15 protein-coding genes and 1 riboswitch are annotated in these 16,049 nt (G+C 45.0%); of the genes, 6 read left to right on the top strand and 9 right to left on the bottom strand.

Translation table 11 applies throughout. The annotated features are described in order from the left end of the window. Positions 1 to 70: 70 nt before the first annotated feature. From WCV65_RS06510 to WCV65_RS06525, 4 genes are all read right to left on the bottom strand, one after another. Positions 71 to 940, bottom strand: a complete 870-nt coding sequence (locus WCV65_RS06510; protein WP_338781015.1) for an SDR family oxidoreductase — start codon at positions 938 to 940, stop codon at positions 71 to 73. A 102-nt stretch (positions 941 to 1,042) separates the two neighbouring features. Further along, the gene (metH, locus tag WCV65_RS06515; protein ID WP_338781016.1) at positions 1,043 to 4,453 is read right to left on the bottom strand and encodes a methionine synthase; all 3,411 of its coding nucleotides are present in this window, start codon (positions 4,451 to 4,453) and stop codon (positions 1,043 to 1,045) included. Then, positions 4,437 to 6,293 (bottom strand): bifunctional homocysteine S-methyltransferase/methylenetetrahydrofolate reductase, encoded by a 1,857-nt coding sequence (locus WCV65_RS06520; protein ID WP_338781017.1) that lies wholly within the window; start codon positions 6,291 to 6,293, stop codon positions 4,437 to 4,439. The genes metH and WCV65_RS06520 overlap by 17 nt, the downstream gene beginning before the upstream one ends. A gap of 64 nt (positions 6,294 to 6,357) precedes the next feature. Then, positions 6,358 to 6,470: riboswitch (SAM riboswitch) on the bottom strand. A 376-nt stretch (positions 6,471 to 6,846) separates the two neighbouring features. Then, positions 6,847 to 7,338: a YajQ family cyclic di-GMP-binding protein gene (locus WCV65_RS06525; protein WP_035410702.1), complete on the bottom strand. Its 492-nt coding sequence runs from the start codon at positions 7,336 to 7,338 to the stop codon at positions 6,847 to 6,849. Positions 7,339 to 7,455: 117 nt separating this feature from the next. Here WCV65_RS06525 and WCV65_RS06530 point away from each other — a divergent pair, with 117 nt between their 5' ends. The 4 genes from WCV65_RS06530 to WCV65_RS06545 all read left to right on the top strand — a co-directional run bounded on the left by WCV65_RS06530 (position 7,456) and on the right by WCV65_RS06545 (position 12,162). Then, on the top strand, positions 7,456 to 8,310 hold the full coding sequence (locus tag WCV65_RS06530) for a S1-like domain-containing RNA-binding protein (protein WP_338781019.1): 855 nt from the start codon (positions 7,456 to 7,458) through the stop codon (positions 8,308 to 8,310). 101 nt (positions 8,311 to 8,411) lie between these two features. After that, complete coding sequence (locus WCV65_RS06535; protein WP_338781020.1) at positions 8,412 to 9,371, top strand: BMP family ABC transporter substrate-binding protein; 960 nt, start codon at positions 8,412 to 8,414, stop codon at positions 9,369 to 9,371. Next, entirely contained in the window at positions 9,368 to 11,020 is a 1,653-nt protein-coding gene (locus tag WCV65_RS06540) for a methyl-accepting chemotaxis protein (RefSeq protein ID WP_338781021.1), read from the top strand. Before WCV65_RS06535 ends, WCV65_RS06540 begins: the two co-directional genes overlap by 4 nt. 119 nt (positions 11,021 to 11,139) lie before the next feature. Beyond that, a complete protein-coding gene (locus WCV65_RS06545) occupies positions 11,140 to 12,162 on the top strand; it encodes a hypothetical protein (RefSeq protein ID WP_338781023.1) in 1,023 nt (340 codons plus the stop codon). Between the two features lie 33 nt (positions 12,163 to 12,195). Here WCV65_RS06545 and WCV65_RS06550 read toward each other — a convergent pair whose 3' ends face one another. After that, on the bottom strand, positions 12,196 to 12,327 hold the full coding sequence (locus WCV65_RS06550) for a DUF3941 domain-containing protein (RefSeq protein WP_338781025.1): 132 nt from the start codon (positions 12,325 to 12,327) through the stop codon (positions 12,196 to 12,198). A 63-nt stretch (positions 12,328 to 12,390) separates the two neighbouring features. After that, the gene (locus WCV65_RS06555; protein WP_338781027.1) at positions 12,391 to 13,248 is read right to left on the bottom strand and encodes a DegV family protein; all 858 of its coding nucleotides are present in this window, start codon (positions 13,246 to 13,248) and stop codon (positions 12,391 to 12,393) included. A 177-nt stretch (positions 13,249 to 13,425) separates the two neighbouring features. On the opposite strand from WCV65_RS06555, the gene WCV65_RS06560 reads away from it, so the two are divergent. Together WCV65_RS06560 and WCV65_RS06565 are read left to right on the top strand one after the other, a co-directional pair. Then, a complete protein-coding gene (locus WCV65_RS06560; protein ID WP_338781029.1) occupies positions 13,426 to 14,268 on the top strand; it encodes a YitT family protein in 843 nt (280 codons plus the stop codon). A 10-nt stretch (positions 14,269 to 14,278) separates the two neighbouring features. Beyond that, complete coding sequence (locus WCV65_RS06565) at positions 14,279 to 14,740, top strand: BsuPI-related putative proteinase inhibitor (RefSeq protein ID WP_338781031.1); 462 nt, start codon at positions 14,279 to 14,281, stop codon at positions 14,738 to 14,740. Positions 14,741 to 14,770: 30 nt separating this feature from the next. On the opposite strand, the gene WCV65_RS06570 is transcribed toward WCV65_RS06565, so the two are convergent. The 3 genes from WCV65_RS06570 to WCV65_RS06580 form a co-directional block, all read right to left on the bottom strand. After that, complete coding sequence (locus WCV65_RS06570; protein ID WP_082883815.1) at positions 14,771 to 14,947, bottom strand: DUF3813 domain-containing protein; 177 nt, start codon at positions 14,945 to 14,947, stop codon at positions 14,771 to 14,773. Position 14,948: 1 nt separating this feature from the next. Further along, complete coding sequence (locus WCV65_RS06575; RefSeq protein ID WP_197491600.1) at positions 14,949 to 15,107, bottom strand: hypothetical protein; 159 nt, start codon at positions 15,105 to 15,107, stop codon at positions 14,949 to 14,951. 104 nt (positions 15,108 to 15,211) lie between these two features. Continuing rightward, entirely contained in the window at positions 15,212 to 16,024 is an 813-nt protein-coding gene (locus WCV65_RS06580; protein WP_338782186.1) for a Cof-type HAD-IIB family hydrolase, read from the bottom strand. Positions 16,025 to 16,049 lie beyond the last annotated feature (25 nt).

Genomic DNA, 16,049 nt, shown 5'->3' on the forward strand with positions numbered 1-16,049 from the left:
CAAATAAAGGCCGATTCGAGGCAAAAAAATTCTCCCGCTTCTAAGAATGGGAGAATTATCTCTGTTTATATTAACCGTTTACGACTTTCCCGCCATTCACATGCAGGACCTGTCCCGTGACATAAGTAGAGTCAGCGCTCGCCAGGTATACATAGCTAGGTGCCAGTTCCTCAGGCTGACCCGGTCTCTGCATAGGTGTATCGGCACCGAACTCGGCCACTTTATCTTCCGGGAAAGTGGATGGAATCAGCGGTGTCCAAATGGGACCCGGTGCAACGCCGTTTACACGGATTCCTTTTTTAATCAGGTTTCCTGATAAGGAGCGGGTAAAGGATGTGATGGCCCCTTTAGTTGCAGAGTAGTCGATTAGCCCCGGTGAGCCGGCGTATGCTGTAATCGATGTTGTATTGATGATGGAGCTGCCTTCCTTAAGATGCGGAAGGGATGCTTTCGTTAGATGGAACATAGAGAAGATGTTTGTTTTAAATGTCCGCTCAAGCTGTTCAGTTGTAATGTCTTCGAAATTGTCTTGTGGATGCTGTTCGGCTGCGTTGTTTACGAGGATATCAAGTTTGCCGAATTTGACGATTGTTTCCCTTACAACCTGTTTGCAAAATCCTTCATCGCCTATATCTCCGGCAATAATAAAGCAGCTGCGGCCTTCCTTTTCCACTAAACGCTTCGTTTCAGATGCGTCATCATGTTCATTTAAATAAGCGATGGTGACGTCTGCGCCTTCTCTTGCAAAAAATACGGCTACGGCGCGTCCGATTCCGCTGTCTCCGCCAGTAATAATAGCGGTCTTCCCTTCCAGCTTCCCGCTGCCTTTGTAGAAGTCACCAGCAAATTTAGGGGCCGGATTCATCAAGGTTTCCTGTCCCGGCTGAACATCCTGCTCCTGTGCCGGCATCGTTTGCTTTTGTTCATTTTGTCCGCTCATTTTTTCCACTCCTTATATATCAGTGATTCTCTCATAATTGATGATTCCCCAAGAATGGAAAATAAAACATTACAAAAACAGAACCGGCAAACGCCGGCTCTGTTACATGACATTAAAATACCTTGCATCGGGATGGGAGACGACGATCGCTGAAACCGATGCTTCCGGTTCCATCATAAATCCGTCCGTCAACTCAATGCCGATCGTTTCAGGGCGGATCAGTCTGAATAGCTTAGCCTGATCATCGAGATCCGGACAGGCAGGATAGCCGAATGAGTAGCGCTGTCCCTGATACTTAGCTGAGAATCGCTGATCCATTGTAAAGTCCGTTGCGTCCGGGAACCCCCATCGGTCACGGATGAGCTGATGGGTCCGTTCAGCAAGGCCCTCTGCCATTTCAAGCGCCAATGCCTGGACCGCATGGCTCTTCAGGTAATCACCCTGTTCCTTAAATCGGTTCGCGGCTTCTCTGACATTGCGTCCAGCTGTTACTGCGAAGAAGGAGACATAGTCTTCGCCTTCGCTTTCCTCCCGGACGTAGTCTGAGATACAGCGGTTCGGAAGCTTCACCTGTCTCGGGAAATCAAAGGTTTCAAGCGGAGAGCCGGCTTCTTCAGAAAAAATGTGAAGCTTGTTGCCTTCGCTTTGAGCTCGGAAAAACTGATACACAAAAGCGGGTTCAAACCAATTTTCTTCTTTTCCCTGAACAATCAGGTCTTCAATCAGCTGCTTGAGTGCCAGTGTTTTTTCATCTTTTTTAGCAATCAATTCTTTGATTTTTCCTTTTACCCCTAAATGGTGGCCAAGGAGCATCTGCATGTTAATGTACGGCAGGATATGCTCAAGACTGATGGATTTTACCACATGCCGTTTACAGTCGGCCGGCTTGAGAAGCTCCGCCGCCGTTATGGTTTTTCTTTTTTCCAATAGTGTTGCCACTGCGGAGGACGGCTCTCTTGTGACCGTAATGGTTTCCGGAATTTCTTTCTTAACAAATTGTGCAGGGTCTTGCCTCAGTCTGTTAGCCAGAGAGAGGCCATCCATGGCATCTTTTGCATACAGCACGGTTCCTTGATATTCAGGGGAAATTTTATAATCCGTAAACTTTCTTGAAAGAGCTGCACCGCCGACCATAATCGGAGTTTCAATGTCAGCCTGCTTTAGATCCTGTGCCGTCAGAACCATTTGCTGGGCCGATTTTACAAGAAGGCCCGATAAGCCAATTACATCTGGTTTTTCCCTGCGGACAGCTTCGATGATTTCCTGCGGTGTGACTTTGATACCGAGATCGACAACTCGAAACCCGTTATTGCTCAAGATTATCTCCACTAGATTTTTGCCGATATCATGAACGTCACCTTTTACGGTGGCCAGCAGAATTTTCCCTTTCCCGCTGTCATCCTTGATTTCCATGTGCGGCTCAAGATACGAGACGGAGGTTTTCATAACCTCAGCACTTTGCAGAACCTCGGCGACAATGAGCTGATTCGTGTTGAACAGCACGCCAACCTCCGCCATGCCATCCATTAACGGGCCATTAATAATATCAAGCGGGTCAGGATATTTCTGAAGGGCTTCCTCCAAATCCGGAAGCAGTCCTTCTTTTGTTCCTTCTACTATATAAGTGGCCAAACGCTCCTCCAGTGTAAGAGTTTCCGCCGGTTTCTTAACCGTTTTCTTCTTTTCCCGGTAAAAGTTTGTGAAGAGAGCCAGGTTTTCATCGGTTGTATGGAAGAGCAGATCTTCCGCCATCTTGATTTCTTCCGCCGGGATGCTCGCGAAACGCTCCAGTTTTTCGGTGTTTACGATCGCATAGTCAAGCCCGGCCTTCGTACAGTGATACAAATATACGGCGTTTAAAATTTCACGCCCTACCGGAGGAAGACCGAATGATACATTGCTGACCCCGAGAATCGTCAGGCAATCAGGAAGTTCCTTCTTTATCAGTTCCAAGCCTTTGACGGTTTCCGCTGCGGATCCGATGTATTGCTCATCACCCGTACCGACTGGGAACACAAGCGGATCAAAAATAATGTCGGAGGATTTTAAGCCGTGTTTGTTCACAAGCAGCTCATGAGATCGTTTTGCAATCTCAAGTTTTCTTTCGGCTGTTGTGGCCATTCCAACTTCATCAATGGTTCCAACTACAAGAGCAGCACCGTATTTTTTTACAAGGGGGAGCACCGCTTCAAAACGCTCCTCGCCGTCCTCAAGGTTAATGGAATTAATGATGGCTTTCCCTTGTGAATATTTTAAAGCAGTCTCTAAGACGATATGATCGGTGGAATCAATGACAAGCGGAACTTTAATTTTCTTTGTGATTTCCTGGATAAACTGCTCCATATCCTCGTTTTCTTCCCGGTCTGGATCGGCCAGACAAATATCAATAACATGCGCACCGTTTTTCACTTGAAGACGGGCGATTTCAGCGGCCTCTTCAAATTTTTGTTCGGAGATGAGGCGTTTAAATTTCCTGGATCCGATGACATTCGTACGTTCTCCAACAAATAGCGGTCTCATGGAGTCGTCATACACGAGCGGCTCAATCCCGGAAACGGTATGCTGCTTAAGCTGCTCCCTGACTGAACGAGGCGCAAGGTCTTTAACGGCTTCAGCTAAGGCTTCAATATGTGCGGGAGTGGTTCCGCAGCAGCCTCCGACAATGTTCAGCCAGCCTTTTTCCGCAAATCCCCTTATTTTAGCTGCAAGGGTTGAAGGGGATTCGTGATAATTTCCTTCTTCATCAGGAAGACCGGCGTTAGGATAACAGCTGACTGCCGTTCCCGCCATATCCGAGAGAGTACGAATGTGATCGGTCATGAATTCCGGGCCGGTTGCACAATTGAGGCCGACAGAGAGCGGGTTCATGTGCTCTAATGAGATATAGAAGGAATCAATTGTCTGGCCGGCAAGCGTCGTTCCCATCGGTTCGATCGTTCCGGATACCATCAGCGGAAGCTCCTTGCCGGTCTTGGCGAAGGCCTCTTTAATTCCGAGAAAGCCCGCTTTTACATTGAGCATATCCTGGCTCGTTTCAAGCAAAAGCAAATCGGAGCCGCCGTCAATCAGCCCCCGCGCCTGCTCTTCATAATTGGCGATTAACTGGTCAAACGTCGTGCCGCCTGTGACAGATAAAGTTTTGGTAGTCGGTCCCATGGAGCCTGCGACATACCGGGGACGCTCAGCTGAGGAAAAAGCTTCCGCAGCCTGTTTGGCAAGCTGAGCCCCCTTGAAATTGATTTCATAAGCAAGGTGGCCGAGCTCGTATTCATCTAAAACAATGGCGGTTCCGCCGAAGGTATTCGTTTCAATAATATCGGCACCAGACTGCAAATACGTTTCATGGATTCGGGAAATGAGGTCAGGCTTGGTTAAGATCAAGTACTCATTACACCCGTCATAAGCCTCTCCGCCAAAATCATCGGCCGTTAAATCCGCATCTTGAATCATCGTTCCCATTGCGCCGTCTAGTACTAGAATTCTTTTTGCGATTTGTTCACGAATGCTGGACATGTGAAAACTCCCTTTCTGAACGCTGCTTCTCTTTTTCCCGGATGTACTCTGCAAGCTCAACAGAGTATTCGTATTTTAAAAACGGTGTAATCAGATAAATTCCGTTAAATAAGTCAAATGCCGCATCAATCAGGTCTTTTGCAATTGCAATGCCTTCTATTTTTGATTGAAGAGGATCAGTGCCTGCTTTTGCCATCGTTTCGCGAATGCTGTCTGAAAGCTTGATGCCTGGGATTTCATGATGGATAAATTCGGCGTTCCGGCTGCTTGTCAACGGCATGATCCCGATATACAGCGGTGCAGGCAGATGCTTGACCGCGTCATGCACCTCTTCCATCTGCTGGATGGAATAAATCGGCTGAGAGATAAAATAATCCGCTCCGCAGGCAATTTTTTTCTCCAGGCGTTCTGCTGCTTTATCTAAATGGCGGACATTCGGATTGAATGCTCCTGCCACAGTGAAATTCGTTTTGCCGCCGAGTGCTTTTCCTGAGTAGGATAACCCTTCATTGAACTGCTTGATCAGTGAAATCAAGTCGAAGGATGAAAGATCATAAACGGAGGTAGCCCCCGGGAAATCCCCAATTTTAGATGGATCGCCAGTAATCGCCAATACGTCCGTAAGTCCAAGGGAATGGAGTCCCATTAGATGCGATTGAAGGCCGATCAAATTCCGGTCGCGGCAGGTGAGGTGAATAAGAGGCCTCATATCATGCTTTTCCTTTAACTGTGTTCCAACCGCCGCATTGCTGACTCTCGGTGAAGCAAGTGAATTGTCAGCAAGGGTGATACTGTCGATACCGGTCTTTTTCAGCTCTTCAGCTCCTTTAAAAAACTTTTCCAAACTGAGCGTTTTCGGAGGATCCAGTTCGACGATAACAGACCTGCGCTTCTTCACAATCTGGTGGAGCGGGGGATAGGCAGGCTCCAGCCGTTCATGAATAGTGACGGGCTTTCGCTGCTTAACTGCCTTTTCCTTAATAGGGGAAAGGCCTCTTAGCGCATCAGCCATCGCTTTTATATGTTTAGGCGTCGTACCGCAGCAGCCGCCGATCAGTCTTGCGCCTTGGTTACGGAAGGCTAGGGCGCTTTCTGCAAAATAGCCTTCGTCCGATTCATAAACGAGTCTTCCTTCTTCCACAGATGGAAGACTGCCATTTGGGTAGACAGAGAGAAACGCCTTTTCAAGGAGCGGAACCTCTTCAAGTGATTCGAGCATATGATACGGCCCAAGCCTGCAGTTCAGGCCGACTGCATCTGCGCCGAGTGCTTCCAATTCTTTTAAGCCTTTTTCAAGTGGTGTACCATCCTGCAGCACGCCTGTCTCATGCAGCGAGACATTGGCGACAATCGGCTTACTGGTTTCTTTTCTCGCAATTTCAAGAACCGTTTTCAGCTCTTCCAAATCATAAAAGGTTTCGAGCAGAAGTCCATCAATGTCTTCATTCAGAAGGACATATAGCTGCTCGCGGAAGCTGCGTTTCAGCTCATCCAGTGTATGGGAGCTTTTTTTGAAAGCACGGACTCCGCCCATTGTAGCGAGAACATAGGCCTGGCTGCCTGCTGCCTTTCTTGCAAGCCTGGCCGCTTTCGAATTGATGGCCCGGATATCATCTTCCAGTCCATAGCGGGATAATTTAATATGATTTCCGCCGTATGTGTTCGTTTGAATAACCCGTGCACCAGCGTTGATGTATGCCTCATGGATGCTCTGGACCTGATCAGGGTTTGACAGATTCAATTCTTCAAAGCATCGGTCAATCCCATGGGAGTATAGAAGGGTCCCCATCGCCCCGTCCGCTATTAAAATTTCATTTTGTAAATCCTCTAGAAAACCCACTGCTGATACCCCCTCTAAAAATAAAAAGCCCTCTTATAGAAGAAGGCTTTAACATTCGGACTTCTTCTTATCTTCCAAGCAAAACGCTTAGCTGGATTTAGCACCTTGGCACGCGCGCTTGCATGACCGGTTGCTGAAGCGTCATCGGGCCAGTCCCTCAGCTTCTCTTGATAAGAACGATATGGAGTTGTTTAAAAATAGATTACTCCCAATTTACCTAATTTTTCGAAAACATTCAAGGGGGAAGGGGAGGTTTTTTACAAAACGGTCTTAAATGTGGGGCGGATGAACAGGGAATGAATGCAGGAGGTCACTGAAGGTACTGAATGTAAAGGGGAATGCTGGGGGGGAGGGTAATTGCTGACTTTACTGAGATAATTGCTGACTTTATTGGAATAATTGCTGACTATATCGGAATAATTGCTGACTTTTTTAAAAGAATTGCTGACTATCAAAGGTAATTGCTGACTATCCGAAATCAATGCGGAAACCTGCAAAAAATATCCCAAAACCAATAAAAAAGACCGCTCACCCAAAGCGGTCCAAACCAAAATTATCGGTAATTAATAAATTGCACATCGATTGGAAGTTCAGCCTGTCTGATCGCAGCGATTACCTGTTGCAAATCATCACGGTTTTTTCCGGTGACGCGCACCTGGTCATCCTGAACCTGGGATTTCACTTTCAGTCCGGAGTTTTTAATGATCGTGTTAATACGCTTTGCATTGTCCTTATCGATCCCTTGAACGAGCTTGCCGCGCTGGCGTACTGTGCCGCCTGATGCACCTTCCACTTTGCCGTACTGAATGTTCTTTACCGGTACTTCACGGCGGATTAGTTTGCTGATGAGTACATCTTTCAGCTGTTCGAGTTTGTAGTCATCGTCGGATACTAGAACAAGCTCTTCTTTTTCAAGTTTAATATCGCTTTTGCTTCCTTTGAAGTCATAGCGGTTTTGAACTTCCTTTAAAGCTACAACAATGGCATTCTGAACTTCCGGCAATTCAACCTTTGAAACGATGTCAAATGAGTTTTCCTTAGACATGGACATTCCTCCCGAATGAAACCCTCCAGTAAAGGGAAGTTTCACTTTATGTATTGATTATAGTAGAATTAAACATGCCATACAACATGTACGAGGTACAGAAAGGTTAGGTGACTTGTGAGAGCAGGCACATATGAACGATTGGAAATTGATGAGCGTTTGGATTTCGGGTATTTCCTGACGGATGGGGAGACGAGAGTTCTTCTTCATGACAGTGAAATAACGGAGCCAATTGAAGATAAAGATTTTGTCGATGTATTTCTTTACCTTGATTATGAGAGCAGATTGGCTGCAACAATGAAGATGCCGACTCTCCGTGAAGGAGAATACGGCTGGGTAGAAGCGATGGATGCAGTGGATCACATGGGTGTATTTGTGAATATTGGTCTATCGAAGGATGCCCTTATAGCGAACGATATTCTGCCTGAGGATCGGCTGATTTGGCCTGAAAAGGGAGATCAGCTCTATTGTACGATGAGAATTACTGAAAATGGGCGCTTTTTTGCAAGATTGGCATCAGAGGATATCATAAGCGAAAAATTTGTTCAGGCGACGCGCGAGGTTTTTAATAAGAGTGTTTCTGGCCATGTATACCGCCATATTGAAGCGGGCTGCTTCTTTATTTCTGTAGAAGGCTATAAAGGGTTTATTCACTCCAGCCAAATGACAAGGGAACCGCGTCTTGGGGAACTGGTTGAGGGCAGAGTGATTGATGTGAAGGAAGACGGGTCCATTAATGTGTCACTTCTGCCAAGGAAGCAGGATGCAATGAGTTCGGATGCGGAAAAAATTCTGGACTACATGGGTCTTAGAAACGGAGCTATGCCGTATTGGGATAAATCAGATCCAGAGGACATTAAAGAACGGTTTGGAATGAGCAAGGCTGCATTCAAACGGGCACTCGGCCAACTTATGAAAGAAAGAAGAGTCTATCAGGAAAATGGATGGACATATTTCGCAAAAGAGCAATAAGCCAAGCCGGCTTGTGCTCTTTTTTTTGGACATATTAACTCCTCTCTAAAATTGCCGATAAAGTAGGTGTAGTTATAAATAGATAAAAGGGGAGTACCATTTTGCGAAAATATATATCCATCCTTTTTTGTTTGATGCTTCTGGCAGGATGCATGCAGCAGCCTGTCCAAAGTTCAACGGAAAAGAAAATGAAAGTGGGCATTATGCTATCGGATGTCGGACTTGGAGATCAATCCTTCAGTGACTCTGCGTTCAGAGGGCTGCAGAAATCAAGAGATGAGCTCGGCATTCAATTTGATTATAAAGAATTAAAAGATTCGAAAACCTATGAAAAAGGTTTAGAGGATTTAGTCAAAGCAGGAAATGATGTGGTGGTCGGCCTCGGTTTTATGGTTCAGGAGGATCTTGAAAAAGTAGCCAAACAGTATCCGAAACAGCGTTTTATTCTAATTGATGCGGTATCGGAGCTAAAAAATATTACATCCCTGACCTTTAAGGAAGATGAGGGAAGCTATTTAGCAGGAGCGCTTGCAGCCATGAAATCAAAGTCAGCTGTAATTGGCTTCGTTGGAGGAGCGGACGTGCCGCTGATCCGAAAATTTTTAGATGGCTTTCAAAAAGGAGCCATGTCGATTAATCCGGAAGTTCAAGTGAAATCCGTTTTTGCCGAGAATTTCGGAGATGATAAACTCGGAGCAAAGCTCGCCTCCGATTTAATTAAAGAGGATGCAGATCTTTTGTATGCTGCCGCCGGATTTACTGGGGTAGGTGTGCTAAAAGAGGCGCAAAGACAGGGTGTATATGGAATCGGAGTGGACAGTGACCAATATTTCTATGCAGAAAAAGCGGTTATTACATCGATGCTGAAAAACGTAGATGTTGCCATTTATGAAATGATAAAGAATTACAAGAAAAGCGGGAAGCTGCCTGAAGGGCATGTGGAATTCGGCATTGCAGAAAATGGTGTCGCCCTGGCTCCAATTCGCATTTTGGAACTGTCTTCTGAAGAGCAAAGCAAGCTGGACAGTATGATCCAGGAATTCGGAGGGACAGCAAAATGACGATACGCAAACGCCTGATGATCAATATTTTGGGGATGATGGGGCTCGCTGCCGGACTGATCGTTTTCATCATTATAAGTATGCTTTCCATTCAATCCTCCAACCAGGATTATGTTCCGATTATGATGGATGTTCAGCAGCTTGATGCCGATATGAACGGTCTTAAACAAAGCATCAGCAACTTCTCGTTTTCTTTAACAGATGCGCAAAAGGATGAGTCACTGCTAGGAATGAAAAAAGTAGAAAATCGAATTTCGAGCTTGGACAAAAGACTGGGGAAGGATACAGACGCAGTATTATTTACCCGTGCTAAGCAAAAATATGAGGCTTGGAAGCCGGAAGCAATGGCCGCTCTGCAATCCAAAAACTCAGCTGAGGCAAAGCGCCAATCCATCCGAATTGAAGGCATTCAAAATGACATCTATATGCTGAATGATCAATCCAAAGCTTATTATGATGCGCTTCAAAAAGATTTAAAAAACCAAATTACCTTTGTTATTTTTTCAGCCATTATCGGGAGTCTTCTTCTGTTAATCGTTTCCGCGGTGATTGCAGTCCGGATTACATCCAGGATTACGAAACCGCTCAAAAAACTTTCAGAAAATGCGAAACAAATTACTGAAGGAAATCTTTTGGTGGAAGAAGTTCCGTATAAAGGGAAGGATGAAATTGGCGTTTTAAATGAAGCGTTTGGACAAATGACCAATCAGCTAAAGGCCCTCCTTTTCTCCATCGACAGTGTGAGCAAGGATGTCGAGGGGTTTGCGAAGCAGCTTGAGACCGATAACCGTGCACTAACCGAAATCAGCAACCAGGTGGCGGTTTCAACTGATGAATTGTCCGCAGGTTCGCAATCCATATCTGAGGATCTGCAGGATGCGGTCAACCTGATTGATGAGATGGACCGCAGTTTTCAAAAGAACGTTGAGACAAGCAACCTTGTCCTTAATCATGGAAAGATTGCACAGGAGGCTGTTCACACAGGCAAGGCCGCAATTGATAATCAGAAATCGCTGATTAAGAGCAACCTGGAAGCAAGCGAATACATCCAAAAAACCTCCATGGAATTTGCAGGCTATACAGCTAAAATTGAAGACATGGCAAAAATCGTATCAGGGATAGCGGATCAAACCAATTTGCTTGCCCTTAATGCAGCCATTGAAGCAGCAAGAGCGGGTGAAGCTGGAAAAGGCTTTGCTGTTGTGGCGGAGGAAGTAAGAAAGCTCGCTGAACAATCTGCCAGTTCTACTCATCAGATTTTTGATATGGCCGCCATGATCAAAAAAGGCATTACTGAAGTTTCAGCCGCTGTTGACGGAGGCATGAATCTTGCCCATAAGCAGGAGGATACCATGATGGAGACAACCCAGACCTTTATGGATATCGAGAAAGCTATGAATGATATATCAGAAGAGTTGAGTTTATTAAACACTGGCCTTGTGAATTCAAAGGATTTAGGCGGCAAGGTGCTTAATAATGTTGAAAGCATCAGCGCGGTTGTAGAGGAAACAGCTGCGGGAAGCGAGGAAATTTCCGCTTCCACAACTGAACAGCTTGCGGCTTTTGAAAAACTGACAGCTAAAGTAACGGAGCTGAGAGTGCTGACAGATGATTTGAATATTACACTTGCTCAATTTACGATTAAATAAGGATGAAAGCTCCCCTTTTTGGGGGGCTTTTTTTGTCGGAAACCCTCTAATTCCCAGATTAACAAGGCTGAATTCAGGGAAAAAGTATCGATATCTGCATCTTAAGGAGAGGTCCAACTGTGTTGATCAACTTTATTCTTGGCATCGCATCAAAAGCTCTGAGCAAGCTGTTCAGCTTTGCGACTGCCTCTTTTCTTGGCCGGGTTCCTTCAAAAGACGATTCCAAAGTGAGCCTGATTGGAGTGCTCTCTTTTTATTGGCTGCTGGTCGCTATCACATTTATTTTCCCGAAAGCATCCCGAAGCCTTATTCCGCTCGCGCCCGATGATCCTAACCTGGTAAGGCTTATGGCCGCTGTCCTGCTGATTGGTATCCCGCTATTCAATGGCTGGCTGACCACCCGGGTGGAAAATTATTCGGGTAATCAGCACTCCTTCTTTATGCAAATACTGATGGGATTCCCTGTTACCATCATTATGAGTTTTTTGGTGGTGTCGCTTGTGATTACGATTCCAATTATTAAAGCACCTTATATTATCAACATGTATTATCTGGACACCATAAAAATTATGATTAAAAAAGGGCAATTTGATCAGGTGTATGATCAAATGAAGGAGATTTTGTCTGATTTTACATTTAAAGAAGAGGATCCCCCGAAAGTGATGCAATACCAATTTAACTTTTTAACCTGGGTTCAAAGCAAAATCTTCCATAAGCACATGTCCAAGGATATGAGGGTTTTAAAGGGGGAGGAAGATGGAGAGCATTTCCAGATTATCCTCCATGCTACGGATATCGCCATTACGGCTAAAAGAAAAACAGCGACGAAGCTCCGTTCGGTCCTTGCTGAAAGCTTAAATGAAGAGTACGTTTACTTTTCATGGGACGATCCTTCCCATGAAATTGAGGACGAAATCCTAAAATATAAGCATATGCTTGCAAATAACGAAGACGTCAATGCTGAAAATATTACGCGTTTAGCGGAGGAAATTAAAGAAACCGGTCTTTCCCAGGAAGAGTGGAACTCGATCCGCAGACAGATTTATAAGCTGCAAATTGCGTATTATGACCGGGAAACTGGAGATTTGCCGAGCAAAATAACGGTTGTACCTGATTATTTAATGGCATCAAAAGAACATTAAAAAAAGACAGCGGATGAATTCCCGCTGTCTTTTTTACAAATGATCCGTTTTTTTGGAAAACTGTTTTTTTCCGGCTTTGCGGTTTTGATCTTCGAGCATATTTTTTGCATGCTCTTTTGCGTTGTTATCTTTCGCCTTTTTATCGTTATCACTTGTATGCGGCATCTTTCATCCCGCTCCTTTCGAATGGAGATGGTGTTAGGATAACCGCCAGGCTTTCAGATTATGTCACAGATCCTTGTTTAGAAAAAAGAGTGCAATCGTTCCCGGTCCAGAATGGGATCCAACGGCTGAACCAATCATATTGATAAAGACTTCCTTTGGGGAAAACTCCTCAAGGATCATAGCCTTCAGCTCTTCAGCGGTTTCAAGATCATCTCCATGGCTGATCGCGATGACTTGATTATCAATTCCCTGGCCCCGTTCCTTCATGAGCTCTACCATCCGGCGGAAAACTTTTTTGCGCCCTCTGATTTTCTCAAGAGGGATAAGTTTCCCGTCTTCAACATGCAGGAGCGGCTTAATATTCAGCAGACCGCCTACAAACGCGGAAGCCTTGCTTACCCGTCCGCCACGTGCCAGATATTCAAGATCATCTACTGTAAAAAGATGCTCCATATGCTCAGCATAGTTTTTTACAGATTCCTCAATTTCATCTAGAGAGTGACCAGCATTGGAAAGCTCCAGTGCCCGTCTTACAGCAAGTCCGCATCCGAGAGAAGCACATTTTGTATCGATAATTGCAAGCTTGAAGTCCGGATATTCCTCCCTCACTTCGTTTGCAACCATCACAGCTGTCTGATAGGTCCCGGACAGTTCAGAAGAAAAGGCTACATAGAGCGCGGTCTGGCCTTTTTCAGCAAGCCCCGTAAACACTTCCTTTACTGTCATCGGGTTGCACTGGGATGTTTTAGCCGTATGTCCTGCTTTCATCTCATCATAAATATCTTTAGATTGAATGGTCAGCAAATCTTCATAGTCTTCGCCTTTAAGATGAACTCCAAGAGGAAGGAGGATCACACCGGTATTCTCGAAAAAATCCAATGGCAGATCGCTTGCACTGTCCGCTATAATTTGAACGTTCATATGTACACCTCAGTTTTTCAATTATTTTCTATATTTTACTTGATATTAAATAAAAAGAATACGAATAAATTCACTACACATTGTATAGCAAGGAGCAAGCCTTGACAAACAATGTATTTGGAAACGCATAAATGGGGTAAACCAAAATAAGAACATCGTCTCGGGAGGTATCCAATAATGATTAAAGAAGAATCCAGAAAAATTATCGTCGTCATTTTCGGGGCGCTGCTGAATGCAATTGCGCTGAATTTGTTCCTAATCCCCGCAAAAGTGTATGCAAGCGGATTTACCGGCGTCGCACAGCTCATTTCAAATGTACTGACCCGGTATACGCCGTTTAACATTTCCACAGGGATTCTGCTGCTTCTGCTCAACATCCCGGTATTCTTTTTAGGCTGGAAGATGGTTGGTAAGTCGTTTACCATTTACAGTATAATAAGCGTAGCTGCTACAACTGTTTTTCTCGGATTCATCCCGCTTCAGGGAATTTCGGGGGACATTTTGCTTAATGCAGTATTTGGCGGTGTCATTGCCGCGGTAGGTGTCGGCTTAACACTGAAATACGGTGCTTCAACAGGAGGACTGGATATTGTCGCCATGGTGCTGTCCAGGATGAAGGACAAGCCTGTCGGCACGTATTTTTTCATGCTGAATGCCGTCATTATCTTCTCAGCAGGCGTATTGTTCGGCTGGGAAAAAGCCCTATATACCCTGGTTGCTCTTTATGCATCGACACGCGTCATTGATGCCATTCATACCCGTTATGAAAAATTGACAGCTATGATCGTAACGAAAAAGAGTGAGGAATTAAAAAAAGCAATTCATGCCAAGCTTGTACGGGGAATTACAGCAGTTCCCGCAAAAGGCGGTTTTACAAACGAAACAAAGGAAATGCTGGTAATGGTCATCACAAGATACGAGCTGTATGACCTTGAAAAAACCATTCAGGAAGTGGATCCCCATGCCTTTACCAACATCGTGGAAACAACAGGGATTGTCGGTTCCTTCCGAAAAGACTAAGAGGTGTATAATGAAAAAAACACTCCTGTTTCTGTGCATACTCCTGCTATCTGCCTGCACCAATAAAACGGATGAAGGAAAAGAGGTGACTGCACCGATGGAGAAAACAAATCAGGTACTATTAAAAGCATCAGCGGAGGGAAGTGCTGATCAGGCTGTTTTAAAGCTAATCATCCAAAATGATACGGACATAAAAAAAACCTTCTCCTTTCAGACTGGACAAACCTATGAACTGACCGTGCTGGATTCGGAAGGAAAGGAAATGTACAAATATTCCAAAGGTAAGATGTTTACGCAGGCTTTAAGAGAAATAGCACTCGAGCCCGGGGAGAAAAAGGTATATCAGGAAGTTTGGGGATATGATAAAAAGGTCTCACCTGGCGAATATAAGGTGATAGCGGTATTCCTTGGAAAAGAAAAAGGCGGAGAGACTTTGACGGCAAAAGGAACACTGGAAATACCTGAATCTTAAATGAAAACCGCCCGGGTAAGGGCGGTTTCTTTACTCTGTGCGGCTTTCTAAATCCTGCTGAAACTCCTGAAGCTGGGCTTTTTCAGCCTCAGAACTGTTGGCATAAGCAGAAGATAGGGCATTTTTAGCACGATCGATGGAGGCCTGATCGTGAGGAGCAGCTTCATTTACGGATTCCCGCGCTTTTTGAAATAATTTATTCCCCATCTTAAAACCCTCCGAGAGAAAGATCTTCCGCTTGTTCCTGCTTGCGGCTGACCTGTTCTTCTGCTTCGGCCATTGTCAAATGGTAAGGAATGCGTTCATCGTGCAGAGCAACCGCATTTTTTCCTTGCTGAATAAAACGTCTCGATTTTCCGCTGCCCATCATTACCAGCTCCCCAGGGTTTAGAATAAAAGGGACTCCTCCAGAACGAAGGAATCCCTTTTATCTTTAGCTTAATCCACTAACTTATGGGTGGGAATTTACGCTTATAAATCCAATTCTTTTTTCAAATAAACCGCAATTCCATCATCCATATTGGATAGCGTTTCTTTGTTGGCCGTTTCTTTTACAATATCAATCGCATTTCCCATCGCGACACCCTGGCCGGCAAACTCGAGCATCTCCAAATCGTTATCTTCATCTCCAAACGCAATCACACGCTCAGGAGGAATACCAAAGTGATCTGTAAGCTTTTTCAGTCCGACCGCTTTATTCATGCCGGCTTTAATAATTTCAATGACGTGCCATGGCGCTGCCCATCTCCGGTGCTCAACCACTTCTGCATGAACGTCTGATAAATAAGAACGGATCTTATCTACGTTTTGCTCTTCAGCGTGGATGAGAATACTCGTAACATCCTCACCGAGCGTTTCGCCAAGATGGCCAATCGTCATTTCAGGATCGCCCATGCTGAACACATCCAGAAGCCGCTCATCATGTTTATGGAAATAAACGCGGTCCTTCACCTCAGCAAGCATATTATGTACACCGTGTTTATCCGCAGTTTTTACAATTTCCTGAACGACATCAAGCTCAAGAGTGGTATGAAACATACCCCAGCTGTCATCCTTTGGGTGATGAACGAACGCTCCATTAAAATTAACAATCGGAGTATCCAGTGCAAGCTCTCTGTAATAAAGCGAGCTTGAACGGTAAGGCCTGCCTGTGGCGATGCAAACAATGTGCCCGGCTGCCCTTGCTTTTTGTATGATTTCCTTTGAGTAGCTGGAAATCGTTTTATCATCGCGCAAAAGTGTTCCATCTAAGTCCAATGCAATCAAATAAGGTTTGTTATCCATAAGTTCTCCCTTAATCATCATTTTC

This window comes from Metabacillus sp. FJAT-52054 (assembly GCF_037201815.1).
Lineage (GTDB): Bacteria > Bacillota > Bacilli > Bacillales > Bacillaceae > Metabacillus_B > Metabacillus_B sediminis.